This window comes from Croceicoccus sediminis (assembly GCF_007570835.1).
In the GTDB taxonomy this organism is placed as follows: domain Bacteria; phylum Pseudomonadota; class Alphaproteobacteria; order Sphingomonadales; family Sphingomonadaceae; genus Croceicoccus; species Croceicoccus sediminis.
In genome coordinates this window covers 1,228,101-1,254,205 of sequence record NZ_SUNC01000001.1, presented here as the reverse complement: position 1 = coordinate 1,254,205, position 26,105 = coordinate 1,228,101, and the positions used below count along the sequence as shown (strand labels likewise).

General features: G+C 64.5%; 30 protein-coding genes. 10 read left to right on the top strand and 20 right to left on the bottom strand.

Features of this window, described 5'->3' with window-relative positions:
• Positions 1–111 precede the first annotated feature (111 nt).
• Positions 112–1,644: an alanine/glycine:cation symporter family protein gene (locus tag FAX90_RS05865; RefSeq protein ID WP_144096350.1), complete on the bottom strand. Its 1,533-nt coding sequence runs from the start codon at positions 1,642–1,644 to the stop codon at positions 112–114.
• A 302-nt stretch (positions 1,645–1,946) separates the two neighbouring features.
• Between FAX90_RS05865 and secE the strand changes: the two genes are divergently transcribed.
• Entirely contained in the window at positions 1,947–2,141 is a 195-nt protein-coding gene (gene secE / locus FAX90_RS05860; protein WP_144096349.1) for a preprotein translocase subunit SecE, read from the top strand.
• Between the two features lie 25 nt (positions 2,142–2,166).
• Complete coding sequence (gene nusG, locus FAX90_RS05855; protein ID WP_144096348.1) at positions 2,167–2,703, top strand: transcription termination/antitermination protein NusG; 537 nt, start codon at positions 2,167–2,169, stop codon at positions 2,701–2,703.
• A 60-nt stretch (positions 2,704–2,763) separates the two neighbouring features.
• Here the strand turns inward: nusG and FAX90_RS05850 are convergent, their stop codons facing one another.
• Genes FAX90_RS05850 through FAX90_RS05835 form a run of 4 tightly spaced genes read right to left on the bottom strand, consistent with a single transcriptional unit; the run spans position 2,764 to position 5,760 of the window.
• The gene (locus FAX90_RS05850; protein WP_144096347.1) at positions 2,764–3,813 is read right to left on the bottom strand and encodes a sulfotransferase; all 1,050 of its coding nucleotides are present in this window, start codon (positions 3,811–3,813) and stop codon (positions 2,764–2,766) included.
• Entirely contained in the window at positions 3,813–4,196 is a 384-nt protein-coding gene (locus FAX90_RS05845) for a hypothetical protein (protein WP_144096346.1), read from the bottom strand. Before FAX90_RS05845 ends, FAX90_RS05850 begins: the two co-directional genes overlap by 1 nt.
• Positions 4,196–4,435: a hypothetical protein gene (locus FAX90_RS05840; RefSeq protein WP_205700620.1), complete on the bottom strand. Its 240-nt coding sequence runs from the start codon at positions 4,433–4,435 to the stop codon at positions 4,196–4,198. Before FAX90_RS05840 ends, FAX90_RS05845 begins: the two co-directional genes overlap by 1 nt.
• Complete coding sequence (locus FAX90_RS05835; RefSeq protein WP_144096345.1) at positions 4,417–5,760, bottom strand: arylsulfotransferase family protein; 1,344 nt, start codon at positions 5,758–5,760, stop codon at positions 4,417–4,419. Before FAX90_RS05835 ends, FAX90_RS05840 begins: the two co-directional genes overlap by 19 nt.
• A 244-nt stretch (positions 5,761–6,004) precedes the next feature.
• Here FAX90_RS05835 and rplK point away from each other — a divergent pair, with 244 nt between their 5' ends.
• Positions 6,005–6,436: a 50S ribosomal protein L11 gene (gene rplK, locus FAX90_RS05830; RefSeq protein ID WP_066764063.1), complete on the top strand. Its 432-nt coding sequence runs from the start codon at positions 6,005–6,007 to the stop codon at positions 6,434–6,436.
• Between the two features lie 4 nt (positions 6,437–6,440).
• A complete protein-coding gene (rplA, locus tag FAX90_RS05825; protein WP_144096344.1) occupies positions 6,441–7,139 on the top strand; it encodes a 50S ribosomal protein L1 in 699 nt (232 codons plus the stop codon).
• 86 nt (positions 7,140–7,225) lie between these two features.
• Here the strand turns inward: rplA and FAX90_RS05820 are convergent, their stop codons facing one another.
• Complete coding sequence (locus FAX90_RS05820; protein WP_240704745.1) at positions 7,226–7,690, bottom strand: helix-turn-helix transcriptional regulator; 465 nt, start codon at positions 7,688–7,690, stop codon at positions 7,226–7,228.
• Positions 7,691–7,861: 171 nt separating this feature from the next.
• Between FAX90_RS05820 and FAX90_RS05815 the strand changes: the two genes are divergently transcribed.
• Both FAX90_RS05815 and FAX90_RS05810 read left to right on the top strand, forming a co-directional pair.
• Complete coding sequence (locus tag FAX90_RS05815) at positions 7,862–8,644, top strand: COG4705 family protein (RefSeq protein WP_240704744.1); 783 nt, start codon at positions 7,862–7,864, stop codon at positions 8,642–8,644.
• Entirely contained in the window at positions 8,644–9,810 is a 1,167-nt protein-coding gene (locus tag FAX90_RS05810) for a glycosyltransferase (protein ID WP_144096341.1), read from the top strand. Before FAX90_RS05815 ends, FAX90_RS05810 begins: the two co-directional genes overlap by 1 nt.
• Before the next feature lie 187 nt (positions 9,811–9,997).
• Here FAX90_RS05810 and FAX90_RS05805 read toward each other — a convergent pair whose 3' ends face one another.
• Together FAX90_RS05805 and rimO are read right to left on the bottom strand one after the other, a co-directional pair.
• Entirely contained in the window at positions 9,998–10,759 is a 762-nt protein-coding gene (locus FAX90_RS05805; RefSeq protein WP_144096340.1) for a competence/damage-inducible protein A, read from the bottom strand.
• A gap of 90 nt (positions 10,760–10,849) precedes the next feature.
• On the bottom strand, positions 10,850–12,217 hold the full coding sequence (gene rimO / locus FAX90_RS05800; RefSeq protein ID WP_144096339.1) for a 30S ribosomal protein S12 methylthiotransferase RimO: 1,368 nt from the start codon (positions 12,215–12,217) through the stop codon (positions 10,850–10,852).
• Positions 12,218–12,328: 111 nt separating this feature from the next.
• Here rimO and FAX90_RS05795 point away from each other — a divergent pair, with 111 nt between their 5' ends.
• Positions 12,329–12,772: a DUF1761 domain-containing protein gene (locus FAX90_RS05795; RefSeq protein WP_240704743.1), complete on the top strand. Its 444-nt coding sequence runs from the start codon at positions 12,329–12,331 to the stop codon at positions 12,770–12,772.
• A gap of 6 nt (positions 12,773–12,778) precedes the next feature.
• Here FAX90_RS05795 and FAX90_RS05790 read toward each other — a convergent pair whose 3' ends face one another.
• From FAX90_RS05790 to FAX90_RS05770, 5 genes are all read right to left on the bottom strand, one after another.
• Positions 12,779–13,162, bottom strand: a complete 384-nt coding sequence (locus FAX90_RS05790) for a hypothetical protein (RefSeq protein ID WP_144096338.1) — start codon at positions 13,160–13,162, stop codon at positions 12,779–12,781.
• Positions 13,163–13,211: 49 nt separating this feature from the next.
• Positions 13,212–13,649, bottom strand: a complete 438-nt coding sequence (locus FAX90_RS05785) for a cytidine deaminase (RefSeq protein WP_144096336.1) — start codon at positions 13,647–13,649, stop codon at positions 13,212–13,214.
• 4 nt (positions 13,650–13,653) lie between these two features.
• Positions 13,654–14,136, bottom strand: a complete 483-nt coding sequence (gene bfr / locus FAX90_RS05780; protein ID WP_144096334.1) for a bacterioferritin — start codon at positions 14,134–14,136, stop codon at positions 13,654–13,656.
• Positions 14,137–14,221: 85 nt separating this feature from the next.
• Positions 14,222–14,434, bottom strand: coding sequence for a (2Fe-2S)-binding protein (locus FAX90_RS05775; protein ID WP_338080250.1), 213 nt, complete (start codon positions 14,432–14,434; stop codon positions 14,222–14,224).
• Positions 14,435–14,480: 46 nt separating this feature from the next.
• A complete protein-coding gene (locus tag FAX90_RS05770) occupies positions 14,481–15,737 on the bottom strand; it encodes a DUF418 domain-containing protein (RefSeq protein ID WP_144096332.1) in 1,257 nt (418 codons plus the stop codon).
• 109 nt (positions 15,738–15,846) lie between these two features.
• Between FAX90_RS05770 and FAX90_RS05765 the strand changes: the two genes are divergently transcribed.
• The 3 genes from FAX90_RS05765 to FAX90_RS05755 are packed head-to-tail and all read left to right on the top strand — an operon-like array spanning position 15,847 to position 18,802.
• A complete protein-coding gene (locus tag FAX90_RS05765) occupies positions 15,847–16,566 on the top strand; it encodes a ParA family protein (protein ID WP_144096330.1) in 720 nt (239 codons plus the stop codon).
• Positions 16,567–16,581: 15 nt separating this feature from the next.
• Positions 16,582–17,310, top strand: coding sequence for a CopG family transcriptional regulator (locus tag FAX90_RS05760; protein WP_144096327.1), 729 nt, complete (start codon positions 16,582–16,584; stop codon positions 17,308–17,310).
• Between the two features lie 40 nt (positions 17,311–17,350).
• Complete coding sequence (locus FAX90_RS05755; RefSeq protein ID WP_144096325.1) at positions 17,351–18,802, top strand: SPOR domain-containing protein; 1,452 nt, start codon at positions 17,351–17,353, stop codon at positions 18,800–18,802.
• 88 nt (positions 18,803–18,890) lie between these two features.
• Here FAX90_RS05755 and FAX90_RS05750 read toward each other — a convergent pair whose 3' ends face one another.
• The 7 genes from FAX90_RS05750 to hisG form a co-directional block, all read right to left on the bottom strand.
• Entirely contained in the window at positions 18,891–19,811 is a 921-nt protein-coding gene (locus tag FAX90_RS05750) for an acyl-CoA thioesterase (RefSeq protein ID WP_144096324.1), read from the bottom strand.
• A gap of 149 nt (positions 19,812–19,960) precedes the next feature.
• Positions 19,961–22,126: a sodium-translocating pyrophosphatase gene (locus FAX90_RS05745; protein WP_144096322.1), complete on the bottom strand. Its 2,166-nt coding sequence runs from the start codon at positions 22,124–22,126 to the stop codon at positions 19,961–19,963.
• Between the two features lie 113 nt (positions 22,127–22,239).
• Positions 22,240–23,142, bottom strand: coding sequence for a thiamine-phosphate kinase (gene thiL, locus FAX90_RS05740; RefSeq protein WP_144096320.1), 903 nt, complete (start codon positions 23,140–23,142; stop codon positions 22,240–22,242).
• A gap of 1 nt (position 23,143) precedes the next feature.
• Positions 23,144–23,590, bottom strand: coding sequence for a transcription antitermination factor NusB (nusB, locus tag FAX90_RS05735; protein WP_144096318.1), 447 nt, complete (start codon positions 23,588–23,590; stop codon positions 23,144–23,146).
• Positions 23,587–24,114 (bottom strand): DUF1993 domain-containing protein, encoded by a 528-nt coding sequence (locus FAX90_RS05730; RefSeq protein WP_144096316.1) that lies wholly within the window; start codon positions 24,112–24,114, stop codon positions 23,587–23,589. The genes nusB and FAX90_RS05730 overlap by 4 nt, the downstream gene beginning before the upstream one ends.
• Positions 24,115–24,117: 3 nt before the next feature.
• Positions 24,118–25,422 (bottom strand): histidinol dehydrogenase, encoded by a 1,305-nt coding sequence (gene hisD / locus FAX90_RS05725; protein WP_144096314.1) that lies wholly within the window; start codon positions 25,420–25,422, stop codon positions 24,118–24,120.
• Positions 25,422–26,084: an ATP phosphoribosyltransferase gene (gene hisG, locus FAX90_RS05720; RefSeq protein WP_144096312.1), complete on the bottom strand. Its 663-nt coding sequence runs from the start codon at positions 26,082–26,084 to the stop codon at positions 25,422–25,424. Before hisG ends, hisD begins: the two co-directional genes overlap by 1 nt.
• Between the last annotated feature and the right edge of the window lie 21 nt (positions 26,085–26,105).

Genomic DNA, 26,105 nt, shown 5'->3' with positions numbered 1-26,105 from the left:
GAGTTAGCGGTTCATCCGTGCCAGTCTTCGGCCCGTCGCGCGCTCAAACGAAAAGGGCGGCGCGAACCGAATCGCGCCGCCCTTCGTCATGCTAGGCCGTGGCCGTAAGCGTCAGTATTCCTCCGGCTCTTCCGGCGTTGCGCGGGTGTGGTCGGGCCCTGCCTTGCGCTGTCCCTTGGCCAGCTTGAACACCACGCCTGACAGCAGCGCGAGCGCGAGCAGGTTGGGCAGTGCCATCGCCGCGTTAGAGATATCACCAAGGCGCCAGACCAGCGTCAGGTCCTGCGAAGAGCCGATGAAGATCACCACGCACCACAGCACCCGCCAGCCCATGTGGAGAATCTTCTCACCCTTGCGGGTGGATCCGGGCACGCGGTCATAGATGAAGGTGATCGCGCGTTCGCCGTAGTAGCTCCACGTCAGCAGCGTGGTGAACACGAACAGGATGAGCGCGAGCGAGGCGACCAGCGTGCCGATCGGGATCGACCCGATGGCAAACGGGAACGCCGCCGCAAAGGCGCCCGAGGTGACGGCAAAGCCCTGAAGGTCGGACTGCCACGCGTGCTTCACCGCTTCGCCCGCGTGATTGAACGGGCCTTCGACGGTCAGGATCACCAGCGCGGTCATCGTGCAGATCACGATCGTGTCGATGAACGTGCCCAGCATTGCCATGCGGCCCTGCAGTTCCGGATCGTTCGTCTGTGCGACGGCGTGGGCGATCGGGGTCGAACCCTGGCCCGCCTCGTTAGAGAACAGGCCGCGGGCGACACCGGCCCGGATGGCAAGCGCGATAGCCGCGCCGACGAAACCGCCGCTGGCCGCCTGGGTGTTGAAGGCGCCGGCGAAGATCCGGCTGAAGGTTTCGGGGATGTCCTGCAGGTTCAGCAGGATGGCAACGATCGCCATGGCGACATAGGCAAAGGCCATGAAGGGCACGACCTTTTCGGCGACGTTGCCGATCGACTTGATGCCGCCGATGATGACGATGAACACGGCAATCGCGGTGATCAGGCCGCCCAGCCATTCCTCGATCCCGAAGAGTTCGTTGAGGCCGTCGGCCACCGCGTTCGCCTGAATCGAGTTGCCCGTGACAAGGCCGGAGAACAGCGTGCCGATACAGAACACGATGGCCAGCCACGTCCACTTGGGACCAAGCCCGATCATGATGTAGCTCATCGGGCCGCCGCGATACGTACCGTCGCTGGTCTTTTCGCGATAGCGGATGGCCAGCGAACCTTCGGCAAAGGCCAGGGCCATGCCGATGAGGGCGGTGATCCACATCCAGAAGATCGCGCCCGGCCCGCCCAGCGCGATGGCCGTGGCGACGCCGGCAAGGTTACCGGTGCCCACTTGTCCCGAAAGCGCGGTCGACAGCGCGGCAAAGGGGCTGATTTCGCCCGCGCCCTGGCCCTTGCGGCCCTTGAACAGACCGGCAAAGGCAGAACCGAGGTTGCGCAAGGGATAGAACTTCAACCCGAACATGAGCCACAGGCCCACGCCCAGCAGCACGATCGTCATCGGCGGGACCGGTTGCCCGGCAATGGCAAGGACAGGTTCCCCGTTCCACGTGCCGCCCCAGATGAAGTCGGATACGTTGGTGACGTGGTCGATAAGGCCCGCCCCGGCCTGAGCTTCTACTGTCATGCAGTTGTCCCGTCCGTGATCCCGATTGCAGAATGGTTACAATTGCTATCGGTCCTCCGCACGCTTGGAAAGCGCCAATCGCGCGCTTTGCACCGTCCATTGGGGTATGACGGGCCGATCAATCGCGGTGAAGCGGTCTGCAAAGGCGTCTCCCCCCTTGCACCGAGGCGCGTGCGATACTATTGGCAGTTCCGCAATTCCGACATCGGAACTTTAAACGCCGTCTCCAGCCTCGCTCGGAGCGGCGATGGACCGATGCCGAAACACAGTCCGTTCGAACGACAAGTCAAGGAAGAGACACGATGGCCAAGACCAGCCCCGGCGAATTTTTCCGCCAGGTCCGAGCAGAAGGCTCCAAGGTCGTCTGGCCGACCCGCAAGGAAACGACCAGCACGGCGATCTTCGTCGGCATCATGATGGTCATCCTGTCGGTCTTCTTCCTCGGCGTCGATTCGCTGTTCGGCGCGGTCATGCAGTGGCTGCTGTCGCTGGTCTGATCGAAGACACATTCAGGAAAAGAACATGGCTCGCTGGTACATCATCCACGCCTACTCCGGCTTTGAAAACAAGGTGAAGGAAGCAATCCTCGCCGAAGCGGAGCGCACCGGTCTCGAAGCGCTCGTCGAAGCGGTTGAGGTTCCGTCCGAAACCGTCACCGAGGTCAAGCGCGGCAAGAAGGTCCAGACCGAGCGCAAGACGATGCCCGGCTACGTCCTCGCCAAGCTGGCGATGAACGACGACATCTATCACCTCGTGAAGAACACGCCGAAGGTCACCGGCTTCCTCGGCAACAACAACAAGCCGCAGGCGATCTCCGAGCGCGAGGCCGCCCGCTATTTTGGCCAGCGCGAGGAAATGGCTTCGCAGCCCAAGCGCGAGATCAGCGTCGATTACGAAATCGGCGATTCGGTCAAGGTTCTCGACGGCCCCTTCGCCAGCTTCAACGGCGTGGTGGAAGAGCTCGACTTCGACAAGAGCAAGGTCAAGGTCAGCGTCTCGATCTTCGGCCGCGCAACGCCGGTCGAACTCGACTTCGAGCAGGTCGAACTCTCGAAATAAGGCCTCGCGGCAACGCAGGAACGACAGGGGCGGCTTCGGCCGCCCCTTTTCGTTTGTGGATCAGATCGCCCGGCTGCGGATCGTTTCGTAAAGGGCGGTGGCGGCGTTCAGCAGGTTCGCGTCACAGCCGCTGTCCTCACGCCGGTGGGGCAGGGGGCGCAGCAAGCCGCCGGCATGGGCCTGCGCTTCTGGCGATGGGGCAAGATCGAGCTTTTCGAAGACCGTTTCGACCTTCGTGACCCCGCTCGTCAGCGCTTCCATGTCCAGCACGATGGCGCGCATGTCGCTTTCGAACTGGCGATGGGCCGCAGTCCAATAGGCGAGCCAATAGTCGATGTGCAGCGCGTCCAGCCCGTCGGTCGCGAATTCGCCGAACAGGATCGGGCGGTGATTGCGACCGAATTCGAAGTGGCCGACATCGCGGGTATAGGCACGGGCAAAGGGCGTCGCGTCATGTTCTGCCATCGCCCGCACGTGCTGCTGCAAAAGCGACGCGGCCTGGTCCAGCGGGTGGCGCAGCGGCAGCAGGAACTTTGCATCGGGCATGGCGCGGGCCAGCGCGCCGTACCGCGCGATATTGGCGTTGTTCTTCGACAGATAACGCCCGCCATGCTCCACCCCGCGTGAGGCGATGAGCGCCTTCATGTGATCGCGGAAGGTCTTGACGAACGCGTCCGGAAGGCGGTCCCACGTCTTGATGCCTTTCGCGGCGTAGTGTCCGGCAAACTCGCGCAGCCAAAGCACTTCCTCGAAAGCTTCGGGGCTGTCGACGTTGATCATCAGCCCGTCGCCGTGGCTGCGTTCTGCCGCGTCTTGCGCAACGTGAAAGCGGCTCGACACGCGGCGCCAGATGATCGGCGACAGCACGAAGGGCATGTCGCGATAGCTGTGCGCGACGAGTGCCGGATGGCGGGCCAGCACTTCCAGCAGGACCGTGGTGCCCGCACGCGGCAACGAGGTGATGAAGATCGGCGCCATCGCCTTTTGCTGCGCGATCTGCTGCGCATAGAACTGCGCCTCGAGGTCGCACAGGACGTCCTGCGGCACCTTGCTTCCGAACGCGAGCCTGTGGACCAGCCGGTCCGCCCAGTTGTAGTCTTCTACCGCCATCAGGCCTGCATCCGTCGTTTGCGCACGACGAAGGCAAGGCCTGTGAACACCGCGATCGTTGCGATCAGGACATCGGGCCGCAGCGTGAAAGCCACGAATTCGTCAAACGTGAACAGTCCCGCCCAACTGCCGATCAACGCCGGGACCGCGGCCACCCCGAATGCCAGCGCCAGCATCGCGACTACCGCGACGAGGTGGCCGAGCAGTTCGACCGAACCTTTCTGGATCGCCTTTTCCTTGGCCAGATCGTCCATCGCCGGGTCGCGCATGACCGCGAACGATCCCCGCATCGCGGCGAACATCGTCATCGTGCGCCCGACGACCCCCAGCAGGGCGAAGGCGCCTGCAAACAGGACGCAAGTGGCAAGGTAGGCAGCCAGCATCACTCGGCTCCGGTGTCTTCCATCGCGGCATTGGCGCGCTTGCGGCGAAGCAGGCGCTTTACCGGATACCAGACGAAGCCGACGATCATCAGCAGGACGACGCCGATGAAGCTCAGCACCGATCCGATTGCGCTAAGCCCTGCGCCCGCGCCCATGTAGGCGTGGGCCGGGCTGGCACCGGCGAACAGCGCCAGCGTGATGGCCGCCAGCGCGGCGGTCTTCAGGTTCGTGAAGGACATGACAAGTCTTCCCCTTTGTAGAAATCTTCCGGAACGCGAATTGCATATGAAAAGAGCGATGCTGCCTCATCGTCGTAGGGCAGGCGGTAATCCCACACGATCTCGCCCGCGGGCGTCACTTCGAAGACGCGGCCTGCGGTCGATTCGACGATCATGCGATTGCCATTGGGCAGCGCCTGGTGCGCGCCCATGATGTGTGAGTAGAAATTGTCCTGACTGCCGACCGGGTATAGCACGCGTACCTGCTCGGTCGCGGGATCGAATGACAGTATCTGGCTTCCCTTGACCCAATCACCAATGGTCTTGGACCGGTTATTGAAAATCTCGATCTTGCCGTCCGGCGTGATGTCGACATCGTGTTGACGCAACCACGGACCCTGCTTTTCCCATTTCAACACACCGGTTTCGTCATCGATGATGGCGAGCATGTTCATTTCGCGAATAGACAGCAGGAGGTCGCCTTCTTCCACGCCGCCGATCTTCGCCGCCAGCGGCTCCGTCACGATCTCGATGTCGTTGAGGTGTATCGGATCCTGCGGCACTTCCTGCAGCGAGGTGTAAAGCGCGTTCTCAAGACCTGCTTCCTTAACGGCGCGTAGGACGGAAAGCTCGCGCTCCACATTGCCGTTCGCGTTTACCAAAAGCACCGAGTTGTTGAACGCCTTGGACAGATTGTCGCCCGCCATGGCGTGTAGTTTTTCCGCGTTTAGTCCGGCAGGAAAAAGGTCTTCGGACGTATCGAAAACGGAGATTGCGCCGGGTATCCAGACCTTGCCATCTTTCGTGGCCGTGATCGAATGGTGTGTTTGCCGGTCGGTGCGCCACACGAGGTTGGAACATCGGTCCAGCTTGGCCGTACCCAACTGTCCGAAGCTGACGAGCAGCGAGCCGTCAGCGAAGGGGTGCATGCCCTGAATGAAATAGTGATTTTCGGTGGCCGGTATAGGGTCGCGACCAAACACCTTGGCCGCGTCAGGCCATATCTTGAAAAAATCCGCTCGCCAGCGGTGCAGTTCGCGCCCGTCCGCAGAGATCAGACGAACCTGATTGCCTCCCGGCATGATCCCTTGGATCAAGGTCAGTCCTGGCTGAATCGCTTCTTTGTCGATCGTGACGAGCTGTTCGCCGGGGTAAGCGGTAGGCATCAGCATCGCCGGGCGGTCCGAGGATACCTCCGTTATCAGACCGACCGTGGCGCGCGCGCCGCTTGCTAGTTCGTTGAAAGGCGACATGCCGAGCGCACCGGCAAGACCAGCCAGCGTGAACCCTGCCGCGAACAGCATTATCCTACCGACGCGGTCACCGTTTTCTTCCGCTTTACCCATTGCAGATCGACTATCGCCCCCGTTTGTCCCAACCTGCCTGAAAGAACTTGGTTAACATCCCGCTAAAAACGCTGCTGACAAGGGGGATTTGCTTGCATTCACCCGCAAAACCGCTAAGTGCGCGCCTTCGCTTGCCTTCGGGCGGGTGATTCCGTGCGGGAGGTGTCCGGTGGATGCCGCATGTACCGCTTATCAGGAGGATCGGTCCGAAAGGGCCGGTCCGACAGTGTGAAAGGAGGCCATCATGGCCAAGAAGATCGAGGGCTATATCAAGCTCCAGGTGCCTGCGGGCACTGCAAATCCGTCCCCGCCGATCGGTCCCGCGCTGGGTCAGCGCGGCGTGAACATCATGGAATTCTGCAAGGCGTTCAACGCCGCCACGCAGGACCTTGAAAAGGGTATGCCGATCCCGACGACCATCACGGTCTATGCCGATCGCAGCTTCACGTTCACGACCAAGTCGCCGCCGGCCTCGTTCCTGCTGAAGAAGGCCGCCAAGCTGAAGTCGGGTTCCAAGGAACCGGGCAAGGTTTCGGCCGGAACCATCAAGCGCAGCGAAGTCGCCGCCATCGCCGAACAGAAGATGGCCGACCTCAACGCAAACGACATCGAACAGGCAACCAAGATCATCGAAGGCAGCGCGCGTTCGATGGGCCTCGACGTGGTGGAGGGCTGATCACATGGCAAAGCTGACCAAGAAGCAGAAGTCGCTGGCCGAAAAGCTGGACAACGAAAAGCTGTACGGCGTTGACGAAGCGATCAAGACTCTGCGCGACCTGAAGAGCGCGAAGTTCGACGAAACCGTCGAAATCGCGATGAACCTCGGCGTCGACCCGCGTCACGCCGACCAGATGGTCCGCGGCATGGTCTCGCTCCCCTCGGGTACCGGCAAGGACGTCAAGGTCGCCGTGTTCGCCCGCGGTGACAATGCCGAAAAGGCTCTGGCCGCCGGTGCCGACAAGGTCGGTGCCGAAGACCTGATGGAAGACATGCAGAACGGCAACCTCGATTATGACCGCGTCATCGCGACGCCGGACATGATGGGCGTCGTCGGCCGCCTCGGTAAGGTTCTGGGCCCCAAGGGCCTGATGCCGAACCCGAAGCTGGGCACCGTCACCCCGAACGTCGAACAGGCCATCAAGGACGCCAAGGGCGGCCAGGTCGAATTCCGCGTCGAGAAGCTGGGCATCATCCATTCGGGCATCGGCAAGCTGTCGTTCTCGGACGATGCGCTGAAGGCCAACTTCGACGCATTCGTCGATGCGATCGTCAAGGCGAAGCCCTCGGGCGCCAAGGGCAAGTACGTCAAGAAGGTCACCGTGACCTCTTCGATGGGCCCGGGCCTGAAGATCGACCTCGCCGAAGTCGAAGGCGCCTGAGCGCTACGACCTTAAGCAAGGTTCACGAAAAAAGGGCCGGGGGCACGTCCTCCCGGCCCTTTTTCTATGCCTGACAGGCCGGCGGCTCAGTCGTTCCGCTGGGGTAGCAGGTCTTCCATGATCGTCGCCATCAGCGCGGCCTGCGAATTGACGCCGGCCTTGGCATAGACCTGGCTCAACTGCGCGCGCACCGTCCCTTGTGCGGACGAGCGCATTGTCGCGATCTGTTCGACAGTGCAGCCCTTCAGCGCAAAGAGCGCCACGTCCGCTTCCGATGCGGTCAGCCCCCAGCTGGCAAATTCCCGCTCGATCGCTTCGGCCAGCGCGCCGCGGGCAAGATCCAGCGCCTGTTCCGTCTCGCGCGCTTCGCGTGCCGCGGCGCGGATGGCAAAAACGCCCAGCACGACGCCTGCCAGCAAGCCCAGCGCGACCAGCGCCTCGAGCGATGCCTCGAGCGTCGTCATCCCCGATCCGGCGCGCAGCATGTCGTTCACGCCGTCGACGAGAAAGTAGATCGCAGCGATGGCCTGGACCACGACAACCGCGGTCACGAAGCGCAGCGGTGGCAGTCGGCGGGTTGATATCAAGCGAGTCTCCCATCCCTGAAACGACCGTAATCGGCGCGTCATAAGCGTGTGCTTATCGCAGGCAGCGCCCGCTTATGGAGCGCATCGCCATCGATTTCTAGTTCGTAGGTCTCAACCAATCGCTGCGAGCCTTCCATGATGCCAACGACACCCGACCGGGACGACTACGCCGACCTGACCAAAGTCCCTGCGATCACGCTGGGCTTCTGGATCATCAAGATTCTTGCCACGACCTTCGGGGAAACCGCAGGCGATACGGTCAGCATGTCGCTCAATCTCGGCTATCTGGTCGGCACGGCCATTTTTGCCACCCTGCTGATCGCGCTGGTGATCGCGCAGATCAGGGCATCGCGTTTTCACCCGGCGCTCTACTGGGCGACCATCATCGCATCGACCACCGCCGGTACGACCATGGCCGACTTTGCGACCCGCTCGCTCGGCATCGGCTATCCGGGCGGCTCGTTGCTCCTGCTGACGCTGGTGCTCGGCGCGATATTAGCGTGGCATTTAACGATGGGCACGGTGTCGGTCCTGTCGGTTCGCACCCCCAAGGTAGAGATGTTCTACTGGCTCACCATCACGTTGTCGCAGACGCTCGGCACCGCGCTGGGCGACTGGGTTGCCGATGGCGGGCCGGGTTATCTGGGTGCCGCGCTGATCTTCGGCGGGGCGCTCGCGGTCGTGGCGGCGCTGTGGTTCTTCACTTCGGCGAACAAGGCCGCCCTGTTCTGGGCCGCGTTCATCCTGACTCGCCCGCTGGGCGCAGTCGTAGGCGATTTTCTCGACAAGCCGGTGGCGCAAGGCGGGTTGGAGCTCAGCCGCGCGGCTGCGTCCCTCGTGCTGGGCACGGCAATCGTCCTGCTCGTTTTCCTCCTTCCTCAGCGCGCGGCATCGCGCTCGGCCCAACAGGTGCACTGATGATCGGCGATTCGCCCCGCATGACCGACCGCCCCGACGTGGTCATCGTGAACCACGATTTCCGCGCCAGCGGCACGGTGGCCAAATCGATCGAGATCGCCGCCGCCGCGCGCAGGCAGGGGCTAGCCGTCGAACTCTGGTCGGTCAGCGGCAAGGGCCCGCTACGCGACCGAGTGCCGGAAGACATTCCGGTACGGTCGTGCGACGTGGGAAGCGGCATGCCGCGTGCCGTCGCCCTCGCGCTCGCGGTGCCGACGCTGGCCGGACTTGTCCGTCGTCACCGCCCCGCCGTGGTGGTCAGCGGGGGCAACCATTCGCACTTGCCGGTCAGCGCTGCGGCTCTGCTGTCGGGCCTGCGCGGCCAGATGCGGCTGGTCCTGCGCGCGAGCAATTCCTCTCGCCGTCCCGGCAAGGAGCCGGGCCTGGTCAAACTGTCGAAGTATCTCGGCGCGGACCGCGTCATTGCCGTCGCCGAAGCCCTGCGGCCCGAGATCGAGGCCAGCGGAACCAAGGCGATGATCGACGTCATCTCCAATGGGGTCGACATTGCCCGCATCGACCGGATGGCAGGAGATGCAGCGCTGCCCGCCGGCCTGCCGCGGGGGCACGGGCCCCTGCTGGTCGCGATGGGGCGGCTGGCTCCGCAAAAAGGGTTCGACCTCTTGATCGCGGCGCTGGCGGGGCGGCCCGATTTGCGGCTGGTCATCGCCGGAACCGGTCCCGAGGAAGCGAACCTGCGCTTGCTGGCGCACCGTCTGGGCACCGCATCGCGCGTCCACTTTGCGGGCTTTCTCGAAAACCCGTTTCCCCTGATCGCAGCGGCGGACCTGTTCGTGATGCCGTCGCGCTGGGAAGGGGCCAGCAATGCCTTGCTGGAGGCTCTGGCCTGCGGGGTGAAGATCGTCGCCACCGATTGTCCGACCGGAAATGCCGAAATGCTCGGCCATGGCCGGTTCGGAACCCTTGCCCGCCCGAACGATGTCGCTGACCTTGCCGCGTGCATCGACATCGAACTGACTGCGCTGCGCTCCCCACGTGCGCAACGCGGGCGGGCAGGGGACTTCGCCATCGACAAGTGCATGCAGGACTGGGCCAACTGCCTTGCGCGCGAAGTGCAACTGGCGCGCGGTCCGGAAGTGGCCGCCTTTCCCGTCGCGCGGGCCTGAACGGTTGGTTCCCTACTGCGGCGGGGGCGGGCTGGCGAACGGGCTGCTCTGTGAAATAGGCAAACTTCTCCGCCAACTTGTCACCCGGAAGGTGGCAGGCGGAAAGCCCGTGATTGTTGGGTTTTCAGGTGATGGGGCAGAGTGACACGCTGCCGCCTCGATCACCGTTGGCAATGGGCCTGCGCGCTCAGATCCCGCCCGGCGTAAAGTCGTAGCCCATCTCGCCCAGCCCTTCGCAGAGGCTGTCGATTACGCTCTTGATCGTGTCCTGGCTGGTCGAGCGGACCACGAAATTCGCGCCGACGCGGCCTTCGCGGAAGAAGGGGTAGCTGCCGATCTGCGACCCTTCGTGCGCGCGTTCCAGTTCGAGCAGGAGCCCTGCGATCTCGCTTTCGGGAACCCATGCGCCGACGGTTTCGCTCATCAACGGTTCGCCGCCTTCGAGCGAGCCGGTCAGCGCGTCGAGCATTCCGGCGGTGATGTGCGGTACGCCCGCCATGACATAGATGTTGTCGATCTGGATGCCCGGAGCGCCGGAATAGCGGTTGGGGATCAGCGAAGCGCCCGCAGGGGTGCGCGCCATGCGCAGGCGGCCTTCGTTCACGCCGCCCTTGTCGGCATAGTATTTTTCAAGGATGGCGCGCGCCTCGGGATGGACGATCACGTCCACGCCCAGCGCTGCCGATACGGCATCGACGGTGATGTCGTCGTGCGTCGGCCCGATGCCGCCGGTGGTGAACAGGTAATCGTTGCGCGCCCGCAGGATGTTCACCGCTTCGGCAATCGCGTCCATGTCGTCCGACACGACGCGCACTTCGCGCAGGCGAATCCCCTGGATGCCAAGCCAGGTGGCGATCTGGGAAATGTTCTTGTCCTGGGTGCGGCCCGACAGGATTTCATCGCCGATGACGATGATGGCTGCGGTCCAGATGCGGCTTGCTTGGGTCATTGCGCCTCTCCTGCCTTCTGGCGCGCCGCCGGTCAAATCCGTTGTGGTCGATGTCCGCATGGCACCGGTTTTCACGACGCCCGCTTTGTTTCAGGGGGCGATGACGCCGAACAGGTCGTGGGCGTCGGCGTCTTCCACCGTCACGCTTACGATGTCGCCGGCGGACAGATCGGACGGCACGTCGCGCAGGAAGACGTTGCCATCGATTTCCGGCGCGTCGGCCTGGCTGCGGCCCGTGGCGCCGATGTCGCCGTCCTCGTCCGGCTCACCCACTTCGTCGATGATGACGGGCAGGGTCCGGCCGACCTTGGCGGCAAGCTTGGCCGCGCTGATCCGCTCGGTCACTTCCATCAGGCGGGCGTAACGCTCTTCCTTCACCTCTTCGGGCACGGGATTGGGCAGTGCATTGGCCTGCGCGCCTTCGACCGGCTCGAACCGGAACCCACCGACCCGGTCGAGCTGCGCTTCTTCCAGCCAGTCGAGCAGGTACTGAAAATCGTCCTCGGTCTCTCCGGGGAAGCCGACGACGAAGCTGGAGCGTACGGTGATGTCTGGGCAGATCTCACGCCACGATTTCAGGCGGTCGAGCACTTTCGCCTCGTTCGCAGGGCGCTTCATGGCGCGCAGGACCGACGGGCTGGCATGCTGGAACGGAATGTCGAGGTAGGGCGTCAGCAGCCCTTCCGCCATCAGCGGGATGACCGCGTCGACGTGCGGATAGGGATAGACGTAGTGAAGGCGCACCCACGGCACTTCGTTCTGCGGCGTACGCAGCTTGCCCAGTTCGCGGGCAAGGTCGGTCATGTGCGTGCGGATGGGGTGACCCTTCCACATGCGTTCTTCATGGCGCACGTCGACGCCATAGGCCGACGTATCCTGGCTGATGACCAGAAGTTCCTTCGTGCCCGCGGCGACCAGCTTTTCCGCTTCGCGCAGGACCGCATCAATTCGGCGGCTGGCCAGCTTTCCGCGCAGGTCCGGAATGATGCAGAACGCACAGGAGTGGTTGCAGCCTTCCGAAATCTTCAGATAGCCATAATGGCGCGGCGTCAGCTTGATGTCGGGTTGCGGCACGAGGTCGACGAAAGGCCCGCGCGCGGCGGGGGCGGCCTCATGAACCGCCTCGACCACCTGTTCGTACTGGTGCGCGCCGGTAACGGCCAGGACGTCGGGGTACTTTGCGCGGATCATCTCCGCCTCGTTGCCCATGCAGCCGGTGACGATGACGCGGCCGTTTTCGGCGATCGCCTCGCCAATCGCGTCTAGGCTCTCTTCCTTGGCGGAATCGAGGAAGCCGCAAGTGTTGACCAGCACGACGTCCGCGCCTTCGTAATCCGCGCTCATCGAATAACCGTCCGCGCGCAGACGGGTGAGGATGCGTTCGGAATCGACGAGCGCCTTGGGACAACCGAGGCTGACCATGCCGACTTTGGGGGAGGGTGCGATTTCTTGAGCCATTTGCCGCGCCGATACACGCGACGGGCCGTGCGCGCCAGCGGTTCGTTGACTGTGCAAGAGCGCGCCTGCCCTTAAACTCTGCGCGAATTGGGTGTAGGGACCGTTGCAAGAGTGAGCTTCCCGCCCGGACAGCGGGAATTTGCAGGCGGAGTACGGATGGGTCCTGTCGACTGGATTGGCGTCGTTCTCGCCGCGTTGGCCGCCATGGTCGTCGCGGCGATCTGGTATCGCGTATTTTCGCGCCCGATGGCCGTGATGGCCGGGCCGGGCGGTCTGGAAGTCCGGCGCCGGCCGTTCACGACGATGTTCTTCACCTTCCTTCTGGTGCTGGTGTCGGCGGCCATGCTGGGCCACATGTTCGCCCGGCTTTCCGATCCGTCGAAGTGGTGGCTCTACCCGATGATGAGCGGGGGCGTCGCGCTGTTCTTCGTGATCCCCGCACTCTGGACCAATTACCTGCATCAGCGCACGCCGCGCGTCATTGCCCTGATCGATGCGGGCTTCTGGTTCTGCGCCTATCTTGCCATGGGGCTCACGTTCTTCGCCCGCAGTTGAGCGGGATCATTCGCTTATCGGCGTGACGCGATAGGCCTGGCTGCCGTCGTCGCGGGTCGACATGAAGCTGCCGTCGGCCTGTTGCGGTCCGTTGATCCAGCAGCGCTCCTGCCGGTCCGCTGCATCGCCTTCGGGATCGAAGCACATCGTCGCCCCGTCCACGCGCCACGTGCCGCCGTCGACAGGCTCGGTATCGTCCATGTCGACGTAAGTGCCATCCTCGTCCAGCTGCGTCTTGACGTAGACCGTGGTGTCATCGCCGACGGCATAAGTGCCCGGTCCGGCCACGAAGCCGGCGACTTCGGGTGAGGGCGCGGAATCCGAGATTTGCGAAGGTTGCGAGCAGGCGGCAAGGCCGACAGCGGCGATGCAGGCGATGAGTTCTTTCATGGCTTCCCCCTTGCACGACCCGCATGGGGGTTAACACGGCGCGGGCAGGTCAGGCCAGAGCGTCGGGCCCGAAGGCAATGGGCAGCAGCTCTGATATCCGGCGCACTTCTACCGCGTCGCCCTCCGCGCTGGCAGAGACGATTTCGACGTCGTGACCTGATAGCGCCGCCGCCTCGTATATCGCCTGTCGGCACCCGCCGCAGGGCGTGACGACATCGTCGCCGACCACTGCGCCGCCGCGCATCGGGCCGCCGGCGACCGCGATGCGCACCACGTTCTTCAATCCGAAGGCGTGCTGCGCCGCGGTCAGGGCGGACTGTTCGGCACAGATGCCGAGACGGTAACAGGCGTTTTCCATGTTCGCGCCGGTGACGATCGTGCCGTCCGCGCTTTCGACCGCCGCACCGACGTGAAAGCCGGAATAGGGCGCATGGGCTTTCGCCGCCGCCTCGCGCGCTAGGGCAATCAGGGTGTCGTGACCGGCCACGATATCACTCGTCGTGGACGGATTTCGAATTGAGCTGGACGTAGTTTTCGATGCCCATCCGCTCGATCATGTCGAACTGCTTTTCGAGGTGGTCGACGTGGTCTTCCTCGCTATCGAGGATGGAGGTGAACAAGTCGCGGCTGACATAGTCGCGCACGTCCTCGCAGTGGGCGATGGCATCGCGCAGCAGGGGAATCGCCTCGTTCTCAAGGGCGAGGTCTGCCTTCAGGATTTCCTCGACGTTCTCGCCGATCTTCAGCTTTCCGATGGCCTGGAAGTTGGGCAGCCCGTCGAGGAACAGGATGCGGTCGGCCAGCTGGTCGGCGTGCTTCATCTCGTCGATGGATTCGTGCCGCTCGAACTCGGCCAGCTTGGCCACGCCCCAGTTGTCCAGCATGCGATAGTGCAGCCAGTACTGGTTGACGGCGGTCAGTTCGTTGGTGAGCGCCTTGTTCAGGTACTCGATGACTTTTGCGTCACCCTTCATCGGGCCGGACTCCTGTTATCGGTTCGCGGGCCTTGATGATCGTTCGGATTCGCGGACGCAAGGGCAAAGGCCTCTTATCCGCGGGTCAGGCCGCGCAGGCGCATCCCATTTCGCACAGGATGTCGTTCGCCTCTTCAAGGCACTGCCGGCACTGGGGCGCGTGGCCCAGTTCCCGATAGATTTCTTCCGCATCGCCGCCGCAAAGGGGGGCCAGGGTGCGGAAGTCTTTTTCCCGGATCGCGTTGCAGATGCAAAGGTACATCGTCGAATCGGCCTCTAGGTTGCCTATGCGAATCATTGTTAATGAGAATTGATTGCAAAAGCAATTGGCGATTTCCGGCGGCTCAGACCGCTCGCTTCGCCTTGCGGATTCCGACCCCTGCCAGCATGCGCCACAACCATTCCAGCGGGCCGATGCCAAAGCGCGAGAGCCAGGGTTTCGACCAGCCCAGCATCAAGGCCCAGCCTAAAAGGACGAACAGCATCAGCGTGGTGTGTTCGTATTCCCGCACGGCAAGGTTCTGGCCCCAGCCGTGGAACAGGAAGGTCATCACCACGGTCGATCCCAGGTAGTTGCTGAACGCCATCCGCCCTGCCGCCGCGATCCGCTGTCCGATCCGCCATTGCACGATCGCCGTGCCGCACAGCGCGATCAGGGCAAGGTAGCTTGCCGCCATGGCGAAGCGCCCGATCATCCCGATGCGATAGGGCAAGAGGCTGGCCGTTACGATGTCGAAGCCCTGCGATGCGGCATAGAGCAGCATGGCCGCGTACCAGAAGAGTCCCACCGCCGCGCCGACGACAGCGATCAGGACCAGCGACTTGCGCGGCCATTGCCCGGTAAAGAACCCGCTTCGCGCCAGACCCATCCCGCACAGCATCAGGGGCAGCGCCTCGAACACCGCTTCCGATGCCAGGGTGAAGGGATAGGCGGGCATGACGGTCAGCCGGTATCGCAGCGCCTCCACGAACGGCATCGCGTATTCGGCCATCTTGAGGCCGGTCCGCTCTGCGAAGAAGGCCGCGTTCTGCGCGACGAAATCGGCCTCCATCGCCGTTGCCGTCCCAGAATGGACCGCATTGACCGCCGACAGCGTCGACCAGACCTGCGCTGCTGCCGCAAGGCTGGCGAACAGGTACGCGCCGATCCCCATCACGAACAGGCGCGATGGCGACAGATCCTTGAAGAACAGCGCGACCATGCCCGCGATGGCGTAAGTGAACAGGATGTCGCCCCACCAGAACAGGGCGAAGTGCAGATAGCCGAAGATCGCCAGCCACAGCAGGCGGCGGACCTGTTCGACGATCCGCGAATATTCGTCACCGCGCGACAGGAACAGGACAAGGCTCACCCCGAACAGAGTCGCGAACAGCGCGCGCATCTTGCCCTCGAACAGGAGCCAGGTGATCGTGAAGCTGATCCAGTCGCCCGTTTCGGCATGGCCGTGCCAATCCGGCGAACCTGCCGCGATTCCCGGTCCGGCCATCGTCGTCACGTTGATGACCAGTATGCCCAGCACGGCAAGACCGCGTGCCAGGTCGATGACGGGAATTCTTCGATTATCTGCAACCACTTGGGGCTGCGACGTGTCATCCGTCATGCAGGGAGCGGGCCTTTTTATCGCGCTTGGCGGTCAGTCTTAACGCAAAATTAGGGTTACACCGCAAGAGTGGCAGCCAGCATATCAGTGTCACTGAAGGGGATCATCGGTGCGCGTACTCGCATTGGCTTCACAGAAGGGTGGATCGGGCAAGACGACTTTGTCGGGTCACCTGGCCGTTCAGGCCCAGCGCGCCGGGGCAGGCCCGGTCGTTCTTATCGACATCGACCCGCAGGGATCGCTCGCCGACTGGTGGAACGAGCGCGAGGATGAATTCCCCGCTTTCGCCCAGACCGCAGTGGCCCGCCTGGCACAGGATCTTGTCACGCTTCGCGAACAGGGTTTCAAGCTGGCCGTCATCGACACCCCTCCCGCGATTACCATGGCGATCCAGTCGGTGATCTCGGTCGCAGAGCTGGTCGTTGTCCCGACGCGCCCCTCTCCGCACGATCTTCGCGCCGTCGGCGCCACTGTCGACATCTGCGCCCGCGCCAACAAGCCGCTGGTCTTCGTCGTCAACTCGGCCCTGTCGAAGGCGCGCATCACGTCCGAAGCCGCCGCCGCGCTTGCCCAGTACGGCACTGTCGCGCCGGTCGTGCTTCACCACCGCACCGACTTTGCCGCCTCGATGATCGACGGCCGCACGGTCATGGAAATCGATCCCTACGGCCGTTCGGCGCAAGAGATCGAACAGCTCTGGGCGTATCTTGCAGAGCGTCTCGAAAAGAACTTCCGTCGCACCGTGTTCGCCGGCCAGAAGGCAGGCGCCGGGGCTTCGGCCAGCGGTCGTGCGCAAGGTGGCTTCGGCCGCCGCGTGGCCGGGTCGTAAGGAGGCGATGTCGTGATGGCAGGTACGATGCAACCGGGTGCAGGCGGATTGCTGGCCAAGAAGGGCACAGCACGTCCGGCCATGCGCCGACAATCGCAGGTTCAGCAGGCAGGCTTCGGCTCGGCCAATGCAGGCGGCCTTTCGGGCTGGCTGACAGGCGCAGAGGACGACTGCGGCTGGAACGACATGGGCGATGGCGCAGCCACCCCCAATTTCGGACAGCGCAGCGCGATCGGCCTTACCGCCATGAGCAATTCGGCCGATTCGCTTTACGTGAACGGCGGGTCGAGCGATCCCGACTGGGACGAGGCCGACAGCTACGACGACGAAGCGAGCGAATGGAACGCCTCGGCCCCGGCGTGGAGCCCGTCTCCGCCCGCCAATCCGGTCGGCGAGATGCAGGAACGCCTGCAGGCCGCGGCAACGCAGCCTGTCGCCACCGCTCCGGCAGCAGCAGAGCGCGTCTATGCAGAGGATGTCTATGCAGAGCCGGAAGAGGAAATCCCGGTCGGCCTGTTCGGACAGATCCGTGCCGCATGGGCGCATTTCATGGCGCTGATCTTCGGGCGTGGGCCGGTCACGGTTCTTCACCTGAACCCGGCCCTTCGCGAGCAGCTTCGCAATGCAGCCGGACGCCAGGGCATGCACGAGGCCGATTTCGCCGAGCATGCCATTGAAGAATATCTTGGAAAGCAGGCGGGCAAGGGTGCTACAATGCCCCCCGCAGGCACTTCGTGGAACTGATCCCATCGCACTGGGAATACGAGAGCAAGGACCGCAACCGATGAGCAAGAGCATCCGCTTCGAAACCGCGAAACGCGTCCGCCGCCTTGGCCTCGGCGCAGTTGCCGCGCCGCTGCTTGCCGGCACGATGCTGGCAGGCGCCATGATCGCACAACCCGCAATCGCCAGTGACCGTTCGGTCGCCAGGGCGAGCGAGGCGCTGGCCGAAAACGATACCGCAAAGGCCGTGCGCTATGCCGAGGAAGCCGTTCAGGCCGAACCGCGCGACGCATCGCGCCGCACGCTGCTGGGCAAGGCCTATCTTCGCGATGGCCGCCTCGCATCGGCCCGTCAGGCCCTTATGGAAGCCGTGTCGCTGGGCGACAGCAGCCCGCGCACCGCACTTATGCTCGCCCTTGCCGAGATCGGCAGCGGCAGCGCCCGCAGCGCGGTCGGCACGCTGGCCCTGCACGGCAATGCCATTCCGGCATCGGATCGCGGCCTTGCCTTTGCGCTGGCCGGGGAAACCGCCCGCGGGGTTGAGATCATCGCGTCGGACATCCGCGCCGGTAACGAAAATCCCAAGAACCGCCAGAACCTTGCCTATGCCTTCGCCCTCGACGGGCGCTGGCGCGAGGCGCGCATGATGGCGGCGCAGGACGTTCCTGCCGACGTGATCGACAAGCGCATGACCGAATGGGCCATGACCGCACGTCCCGACCAGGTCGGCGTTCGCGTCGCCCGTCTTGTCGGCGCCGAATTCAAGGACGATGCCGGCATGCCCGCGCAGCTCGCCCTTGCGAACTTCCCCGCTGCGCCGAAACCCGTTCCGGCACCGGTGATGGCCGAGGCCAAGCCGGCTCCGGCTCCGGCTCCGGTCAAGGCGGCACCTGCCCCGGCCCCGGTCAAGGCTGCTCCGGTCAAGGTGGCAGAAGCCAAGGTCGAGCCCAAGCCTGCCGCAGTTCCTGCGCCCAAGAAGGCCGAACCGGTCATCGTCGCCCGCATGGACGAACCGGCCAAGGAAGTCGCCAAGGCATCCGGCGTGAAGACCGCATCGGTTCCCGCCTCGCAGCCTGCCATGATGCAGATGGCCGTCATCCAGCCCACGCCCAAGAAGGCCGCTCCGGTCGAGGCGAAGCCGGTCAAGGTCGCTGCCGTAGCTCCGGCCAAGGCCGCGCCGAAGGCATCGGCCAAGCCCGCCGCGCCCAGGCTGCCGACCCCGTCGGCCAGCGGCACGCACGTCGCGCAGCTCGGCTCCTATACCAGCGAGGCCAATGCCCGTGCAGGCTGGAAGGTGTTCCAGTCGCGCTATTCGAACCTCAAGGGGCAGCAGCCCGTCATCACCAAGGCCAGCGTCGACGGAACCGACTACTTCCGCGTCGCAGCGGGCGGCTTCGATGCAAAGTCCGCGGCCCAGATGTGCAATGCGGTGAAGAGCAGCGGCCACGGTTGCCTGCCGATCGCCAAGGCCAATGCGAAGTCGGACAAGGTCCGCGTCGCCAAGGCCGACTGACCAGTATAGACGCTCCGCCGCGGCGGAGGGGGATAAGGGCGGTGCCTGTCATTTGACGGGGGCCGCCTTTTTCGTGTGGGCGGCCGGATCAGTCCGCGGCGGGCGGCGTATAGCTGCCTTCGGGCAGGCGGATCATGCCTTCCTGCGAGGCGGAGGCGACCAGCGTGCCATCGCGGGTAAAGAACTGTCCCCGCGTCAGCGCGCGGCCCGCGCCGAGGAAGGGCGAATCGGTGACGAAGCACAGCCAGTCGTCGACCCGCGCATCGGCATGGAACCACAAGGCGTGGTCGAGGCTGGCCATTCGCGCCTCGTCGAACTTGATGCGAATGCCCCGATTGACCAGCGCGGTCGACAGCAGGCCATAATCCGACAGGTACGTCAGCGCGAGCCGGTGGACCGCCAGGTCGTCGGATAGCGGCGCGGTGACGCGGAACCAGAAGAAGATTGGCCCATCGGGCGCTTTGCCGTTGAACCACTGATGGCCTGGGATACGCATTTCGAACGCGCGATGGCGGATCAGGGCGGGAATGCGATCGCCCAGATCCACCGGATTCTTCCGCGCAGGCGAATCGAGTTCATCCATCAGCCCTTCGGGGCCCGGAACATCGGGCATGGACACCGGCCATGACGGCGCGATCGAATGGCGCTGGAACGAGGCGGTGAGGTTCAGGATCGGCGTGCCGTTCTGCGATGCGATGACACGGCGGTTGGAAAAGCTGCCGCCGTCGAAGTCGCGTTCGACCCGCATCTCGATGGGATAGGCCTCGTCCCCGCCGCGCAGGAAATAGGCGTGGAGCGAATGGGGTTTACGCCCTTCGTCCACCGTCTGCCGTGCGGCGGCCAGCGCCTGTGCCACGACCTGCCCGCCAAAGATGCGGCCCACCCCGTCGGGCATGCGCGGGGCAAGGAAGATGTCGTGGGCGACTTCCCTGACGGTCAGAAGCTCGGCGAGGATGGCGGCGCGTTCGGCATCGGTGCCAGTCAGCAGCGAACGTGTGGTCGATGTCATGGGGCCGAGCCTTGCAGCGGCCCCGGCCCCGCGTCAACGCCGTTACGGCATGGCGGAAGAAATCGGGCGCTTGACGGCCGGGCAGGCCAAAGAAAAGCCCCGCCCGGCAGGAACCGGGCGGGGCTGGACCCCAACCATGGGGCTAGGTCTTAGCCGGCAGCAAGCGCCGCCAGCAGGAGCAAGGCCACGATGTTCGTGATCTTGATCATCGGGTTCACGGCGGGGCCTGCGGTATCCTTGTAGGGATCGCCGACGGTATCGCCCGTCACCGCGGCATGGTGGGCATCGCTGCCCTTGCCGCCGTGGTTGCCGTCCTCGATGTACTTCTTCGCGTTGTCCCACGCGCCGCCGCCCGCGGTCATCGACAGGGCGACGAAAAGGCCGCCCACGATGACACCGAGAAGCAGTGCGCCCAGCGCCGCAAAGCCGTTCTGCGGCCCCGCGATCAGCGTGATCACGAAATAGACCACGATGGGCGCCAGAACCGGCAGCAGCGAGGGGACGATCATCTCCTTGATCGCCGCCTTGGTGACGAGGTCGACCGTGCGGGCATAGTTCGGCTTGCTGGTCCCGGCCATGATGCCGGGGTCCTTGGCGAACTGGTCGCGCACGTCCTTCACCACGTCGCCCGCCGCGCGGCCCACCGCCGTCATGCCCATCGAACCGAACAGGTACGGGAGCAGCGCGCCGAGCAGCAGTCCGACGATGACGTATGGGTTCTCGAGGCTGAAATCGACGTCGAGATCGGGGAAGAAGTGAGCAAGGTCGGTCGTGTAGGCGGCGAACAGGACCAGCGCGGCAAGGCCCGCCGAACCGATCGCGTAACCCTTGGTCACGGCCTTGGTGGTGTTGCCCACCGCATCGAGCGCGTCGGTCCTTTCACGAACCTCTGCGTCCATGTCGGCCATTTCGGCGATACCGCCCGCGTTGTCCGTCACCGGACCATATGCGTCGAGCGCGACGACCATGCCGGCCAGTGCCAGCATCGCGGTTGCCGCATAGGCAATCCCGATCAGGCCCGCCAGCTGGTAAGCGATGATGATGCCTGCCACGATGACCAGCGTGGGAAGCGCGGTCGCCTCCATGCTGATGGCAAGGCCCTGGATCACGTTGGTGCCGTGGCCGGTTTCCGACGACTTGGCGATTGAGCGTACCGGACGGAAGTTCGTGCCGGTGTAATACTCCGTGATCCAGATGATCAGGCCGGTGATGACCAGTCCCAGCATCGAACACCAGAACAGGTCCATGCCGGTAAAGCCGCCGACCTGGCTGGCCGTGCCTTCCTCTGCCAAGGGCATCCCTGCATCGACATTGGCGATGAGGCCGGGGTCGCCTGCCTGGATCGGCGCGTTCATGTCGCCCAATGCAAGCTGCGTGACGACGTAGATCGCCGGGACCGAAAGGATCGCGGTGACGAGGAAGCCCTTGTACATCGCGCCCATGATGGACTTCTTCGAGCCGAGACGGACGAAATAGGTCCCCACGATCGAGGTGAGGATGCACGCACCGCCGATCAGCAGCGGCAGCGCCATGAGGCCGGCCAGCTGCGGAACGCCCGAAAGCAGCAGCGCGGTCAGCACCATCGTCGCACCCACGGTCACGACATAGGTTTCGAACAGGTCGGCTGCCATGCCGGCACAGTCGCCGACGTTGTCGCCCACGTTGTCCGCGATCACCGCCGGGTTGCGCGGATCGTCTTCGGGAATACCCGCCTCGACCTTGCCGACAAGGTCGGCGCCGACGTCGGCGGCCTTGGTGAAGATGCCGCCGCCAAGACGTGCGAAGATGGAAATCAGCGAAGCACCGAACGCCAGCGCGACCAGCGCATCGATGACCGTGCGATCCTCACCGCCGACCGTGTAACCGGCCACCATCGTCAGGTATCCGTAGAAACCCGCGATCGCGAGAAGGGCAAGACCCGCCACCAGCATGCCGGTGATGGCACCGGCGCGAAACGCAAGCGTCAGGCCTTCCTGAAGGCCGGTCTGCGCCGCCGCTGCCGTCCTGACGTTTGCGCGGACCGAGATGTTCATCCCGATGAAGCCCGCAACGCCCGAAAGGATCGCGCCGATCACGAAGCCCACGGCGCTGATCATTCCGAGGAATATCGCGACGAGCACTGCGACGATCACGCCGACGATGGCGATGGTGGTATATTGCCGCTTGAGGTAGGCCTGAGCCCCTTCCTGAACTGCGGCGGCGATTTCCTGCATTCTCTCGCTGCCTGCGGCAGCGCCCAGAACCTGGCGACTGGTGACAAAGCCATACACGATGGCAAGCAGCCCCAGTACGATAGCGATCGTAACTAGATCCACGTTGGAATCCCCTCCTGTTTTGTCCGCGCCCCTATTCCGCGGGGCGTCTGGCTGGGGAAGCTACACGGTATCGAGCGCGGCGCAAGCGCCCTGTGCACAGGGCCTTGCGGGCATCAGTCGTGGCGATAGCCGAGGCGCGTTTGCGGGGGCGGCGGCGATCCGTCGAGGAGGAGCGGATGGTCTCCGCGCGGCAGAACCCTGCCGATGCGCGTCGCGGCAAAGGGCGGTTCGCGTTCTTCGCGAAGCGTGAAGAGAAGCTCGTAGTCGTCGCCCCACGACATCGCCTCCAGCCTGCGATCCGCAAGCGCGTCACAGACCGGCACGGCGGTGCTGTCGATGGCGATGGTCGTGCCGCTGGCCTCTGCCATGCGACTCGCGTCGAGCAGCAGGCCGTCCGACACGTCCATCGTCGCCCCGGCCAGCGGGGCAAGCGCCTGCCCTTCGTCCATGCGGGGGAGGGGGCGGCGGAAGCGGCGGGTCAGCGCCTCGTCGGCAGAGCCTGCCTGTAACGCCTCGAACCCGGCAAGCGCGCCGCCCAGTTCGCCCGTGACCCACAAGGCTTGTCCCGCCCGCGCATCGGTGCGCGACGGGGCGGGGATGACGGCGGGGCGGCCGATCGCGGTCAGCCCGACGCTGCGCGCGCTATCCTGCGGGGAGGAGACCGTGTCGCCGCCCAGCAGCGGCACCCCGAAAGTGTCGACCGCCTCGGCAAGGCCTTGGGCAAAGCGCGCGTCCCAGTCCGCATCGCCCAGCATGTAGCCAAGGATCAGCGCCAGCGGTGCCGCGCCCTTGGCAGCAAGGTCGGACAGGTTGACGGCCACCAGCTTGAACGCGATGTCGGCGGCGTCCTGTCCGGGCAGCCAGTGGACGCCTTCGACCATCATGTCGTGGGTCACGACCAGCGTGGCGGAGGAAAGCCTGAGTTCGGCGGCGTCGTCGGCAAGGCCGCGCGCACCCGGCGATGTCGCGATGGCGCGCAGTGCGGCGATGAAGCGTTCCTCGCCGCTCTCGCTCACGTCAGCCTCTTACGTCCTTGGCGATGGCGTCGAGCAGGCCGTTGACGAACTTGGCCTCACGCTCTTCGAAAAAGGCGTGGGCGACGTCGACATATTCAGTGATGACCGCCGCCTTGGGCACGTCGTTGCGTGCCATCAGTTCGTATGCGCCGCAGCGCAGGATCTGGAGCATCGTGCGGTCCAGCCGATTGAGTGACCAGCCTTCGGCCAGCTTTGCCGACACGATGCCGTCGATCTCCTCGCGGCGCGCGTCGACGCCTTTCACGACATCGTCGAAGAACGCGACTTCGGCGTCGGCATATTGCTCGTCCTCGATTTCGCGGCCGAGGCGGTGCTGATGGAATTCATCGAGAAGCCGCGCCAGCGGGGTCTTCTCCATGTCCATCTGGTAAAGCGCCTGAACCGCGGCGAGGCGCGCGGCGGAGCGGGACTGGGATCGTGCGTTCATTGGTCGGTCTTCATTCGCATGGCGCCCAGATAGTCGCGCTTGCCGATCTCTATGCCAAGGTGGCGCAGCAGCGCGTAAGCCGTGGTCGCGTGAAACTGGAAATTGGGGAGCGATAAGCTCAGCAGGAAATTCTCGGCCGTGAAGGGGATGCGGAAATCGCGGAAAGCAAATTGCGCGTCCTTGCCGATCAGGGCTTCCAGTTCGTCCACGGTCACCGCCTCCATCGCCGCGATGGCGTTGGCGATCAGGGCCTTCAGCCCGTCGAAAGTCGTCGGCGCATCGTCCATGTTCGGGCTGAACGTGCCGGACTTCGCCCCTTCGATGGCAAGCGCGCTGTGCGTGTAGCAGGACTTCACCTGATAGGCGAAATCGAACATGTCAGGGGCAAGCTTTGCCTGGATGACCTTTTCAGGCTGCCACCGGTTTGCCGTGCAATGCGCCTCTGCCTTGTCGAGCAGGCCGGAAACCGCGCCAAGCTGCTGCAGGCAAGTCGGGACGAAAGCATCGTAGAGCGTGATAGGCATTGTCTATTCTCCCCTGCGGCGGTCGAGCCGGATCGAAACGGAACGCGCGTGGGCGGGCAGCCCCTCGGCTTCTGCCAGTGCGACGGCGGCGGGGCCGATAGCGGCCAGCGCGTCATCGTCAAGCTGGATGAAACTGGTGCGCTTCATGAAATCGAGCACTGAAAGCCCACTGGCGAACCGCGCCCGGCGGCCCGTGGGCAGGACGTGGTTCGGCCCGGCGACATAGTCCCCGATGGCCTCTGGCGTGGAACGACCCATGAAGATCGACCCTGCATGCCGGATCGATTCAAGCAGCGGTTCGGGATCGGCGACGGCCAGTTCGACATGTTCGGCAGCCAGCGCATTGGCCAGCGCGGGCGCTTCGTCCATCGAAGCCACCTCGATGATGACGCCGTGGTCCCTCCACGACTGTTCGGCCACCTTGCGGGTCGAAAGCTGGGCCAGTTCCACACCGACGCGGTCGGCCACGCGGTCGGCGAATTCGGCATCGTCGGTGATCAGGATCGACTGCGCGACGGGATCATGCTCCGCCTGCGAAAGCAGGTCGGCGGCGATGAAGCCCGCGTCGTTGCCCTTGTCCGCGATCACCAGGATTTCGCTGGGCCCTGCGACCATGTCGATGCCGACCGTGCCGTAAAGCTGGCGCTTCGCCTCTGCCACCCAGGCGTTGCCGGGGCCGGTGATGACGTCGACCGGCGCGATGCGGTCGGTGCCATATGCCAGCGCGCCCACGGCCTGCGCCCCGCCGATGCGCCAGATCTCGTCCACCCCCGCGATGTGCGCGGCGGCAAGGACCAGCGGATTGATGTGCCCGCGCGGGGTCGGCGTGACGACGGCAAGCCGTCCGACGCCCGCGACCTTGGCAGGAATGGCGTTCATCAGCAGCGAAGACGGATAGGCCGCGCGTCCGCCCGGCACGTAAAGCCCCGCCGCATCGACCGGCCGCCAGATCGCACCCAGCCGCACACCCGCTTCGTCGCGGTAATCGCGGCGCTGCGGCAGCTGTGCTTCGTGATAGGCCCGGACCCGCGTCGCCGCCGTTTCCAGCGCATCGCGCAGCACGCCGTCCAGTGCGTGATAGGCCGCAGCGCAAGCCTCTGCCCCGATGCGCCAGTCGTCATCGCCCGCAAGGTCCCAGTGATCGAACCGCTTCGTATAGTCGACCAGAGCCTCGTCACCCTCTGCGCGGACGCGTTCGAGAATGCGGGTCACGTCGCGGCCGACATCGTCGTCCGTCTCGCGCCGGTCGGCGACGAGGCGCTTGAACGCCTTTTCGAAGCCGGGATCGGAAGAAACGAGCCGCTTCATCAGGCGGCCTTTGGTTCTGCCGCGAGCGCGCGGAAGCTGTCGATCAGCGCGCCAAGCCGTTCCGGGTGCGTCTTCAGCGCGGCGCGGTTCACGATCAGGCGCGCCGACACGGGCAGCAGTTCGGCCGTTTCGACAAGGCCGTTTTCGCGCAGCGTCGTACCGGTGGACACCAGATCGACGATCCGCGTGGCAAGGCCCAGCGAAGGCGCCAGTTCCATCGCGCCGTTCAGTTTCACGCACTCCGCCTGGATGCCCCGCGCCTCGAACCAGCGGCGGGTGAGGTTGGGATACTTCGTCGCAATGCGCGCGTGGCTGGCATTGTCGGCTTCGCCCGCGGCGCCGTCCTTCGGCTCCGCGATCGACAGGCGGCAGTGGCCGATGTCTAGATCGACGGGTGCGTAAAGGTCGGAATAATCGAATTCCTCGATCACGTCCGAACCCACGATACCGGCATGGGCTGCGCCATGCGCAACGAAAGTCGCCACGTCGAAGGCGCGCACGCGGATCACGCGCATCGATGGATCTTCGCAGGCGAAGGAAAGCGAGCGGTTCTTCTTGTCGTGGAACCCGGCTTCGGGAACGATACCGGCGCGCGCCATCAGGGGCAGCGCTTCTTCCAGGATGCGCCCCTTGGGCACGGCGAATGTAAGTGTTGCGGTCATGACAGGCGGGCAGATAGGCCG

Bases quoted from the DNA above. Each gene is read 5' to 3' on its own strand.
- FAX90_RS05810 (WP_144096341.1), top strand. From the start codon at position 8,644: ATGATCGGCGATTCGCCCCGCATGACCGACCGCCCCGACGTGGTCATC.
- nusB (WP_144096318.1), bottom strand. From the start codon at position 23,590: ATGAACGCACGATCCCAGTCCCGCTCCGCCGCGCGCCTCGCCGCGGTT.
- rimO (WP_144096339.1), bottom strand. From the start codon at position 12,217: ATGGCTCAAGAAATCGCACCCTCCCCCAAAGTCGGCATGGTCAGCCTC.
- FAX90_RS05750 (WP_144096324.1), bottom strand. From the start codon at position 19,811: ATGACATCGACCACACGTTCGCTGCTGACTGGCACCGATGCCGAACGC.
- FAX90_RS05845 (WP_144096346.1), bottom strand. From the start codon at position 4,196: ATGCTGGCTGCCTACCTTGCCACTTGCGTCCTGTTTGCAGGCGCCTTC.
- rplA (WP_144096344.1), top strand. From the start codon at position 6,441: ATGGCAAAGCTGACCAAGAAGCAGAAGTCGCTGGCCGAAAAGCTGGAC.
- FAX90_RS05775 (WP_338080250.1), bottom strand. From the start codon at position 14,434: ATGATTCGCATAGGCAACCTAGAGGCCGATTCGACGATGTACCTTTGC.
- hisD (WP_144096314.1), bottom strand. From the start codon at position 25,422: ATGAAGCGGCTCGTTTCTTCCGATCCCGGCTTCGAAAAGGCGTTCAAG.
- FAX90_RS05815 (WP_240704744.1), top strand. From the start codon at position 7,862: ATGATGCCAACGACACCCGACCGGGACGACTACGCCGACCTGACCAAA.
- FAX90_RS05760 (WP_144096327.1), top strand. From the start codon at position 16,582: ATGGCAGGTACGATGCAACCGGGTGCAGGCGGATTGCTGGCCAAGAAG.
- hisG (WP_144096312.1), bottom strand. From the start codon at position 26,084: ATGACCGCAACACTTACATTCGCCGTGCCCAAGGGGCGCATCCTGGAA.
- bfr (WP_144096334.1), bottom strand. From the start codon at position 14,136: ATGAAGGGTGACGCAAAAGTCATCGAGTACCTGAACAAGGCGCTCACC.
- FAX90_RS05835 (WP_144096345.1), bottom strand. From the start codon at position 5,760: ATGGGTAAAGCGGAAGAAAACGGTGACCGCGTCGGTAGGATAATGCTG.
- nusG (WP_144096348.1), top strand. From the start codon at position 2,167: ATGGCTCGCTGGTACATCATCCACGCCTACTCCGGCTTTGAAAACAAG.
- secE (WP_144096349.1), top strand. From the start codon at position 1,947: ATGGCCAAGACCAGCCCCGGCGAATTTTTCCGCCAGGTCCGAGCAGAA.
- FAX90_RS05850 (WP_144096347.1), bottom strand. From the start codon at position 3,813: ATGGCGGTAGAAGACTACAACTGGGCGGACCGGCTGGTCCACAGGCTC.
- FAX90_RS05790 (WP_144096338.1), bottom strand. From the start codon at position 13,162: ATGAAAGAACTCATCGCCTGCATCGCCGCTGTCGGCCTTGCCGCCTGC.
- FAX90_RS05730 (WP_144096316.1), bottom strand. From the start codon at position 24,114: ATGCCTATCACGCTCTACGATGCTTTCGTCCCGACTTGCCTGCAGCAG.
- FAX90_RS05770 (WP_144096332.1), bottom strand. From the start codon at position 15,737: ATGACGGATGACACGTCGCAGCCCCAAGTGGTTGCAGATAATCGAAGA.
- FAX90_RS05755 (WP_144096325.1), top strand. From the start codon at position 17,351: ATGAGCAAGAGCATCCGCTTCGAAACCGCGAAACGCGTCCGCCGCCTT.
- FAX90_RS05865 (WP_144096350.1), bottom strand. From the start codon at position 1,644: ATGACAGTAGAAGCTCAGGCCGGGGCGGGCCTTATCGACCACGTCACC.
- FAX90_RS05840 (WP_205700620.1), bottom strand. From the start codon at position 4,435: ATGTCCTTCACGAACCTGAAGACCGCCGCGCTGGCGGCCATCACGCTG.
- FAX90_RS05805 (WP_144096340.1), bottom strand. From the start codon at position 10,759: ATGACCCAAGCAAGCCGCATCTGGACCGCAGCCATCATCGTCATCGGC.
- rplK (WP_066764063.1), top strand. From the start codon at position 6,005: ATGGCCAAGAAGATCGAGGGCTATATCAAGCTCCAGGTGCCTGCGGGC.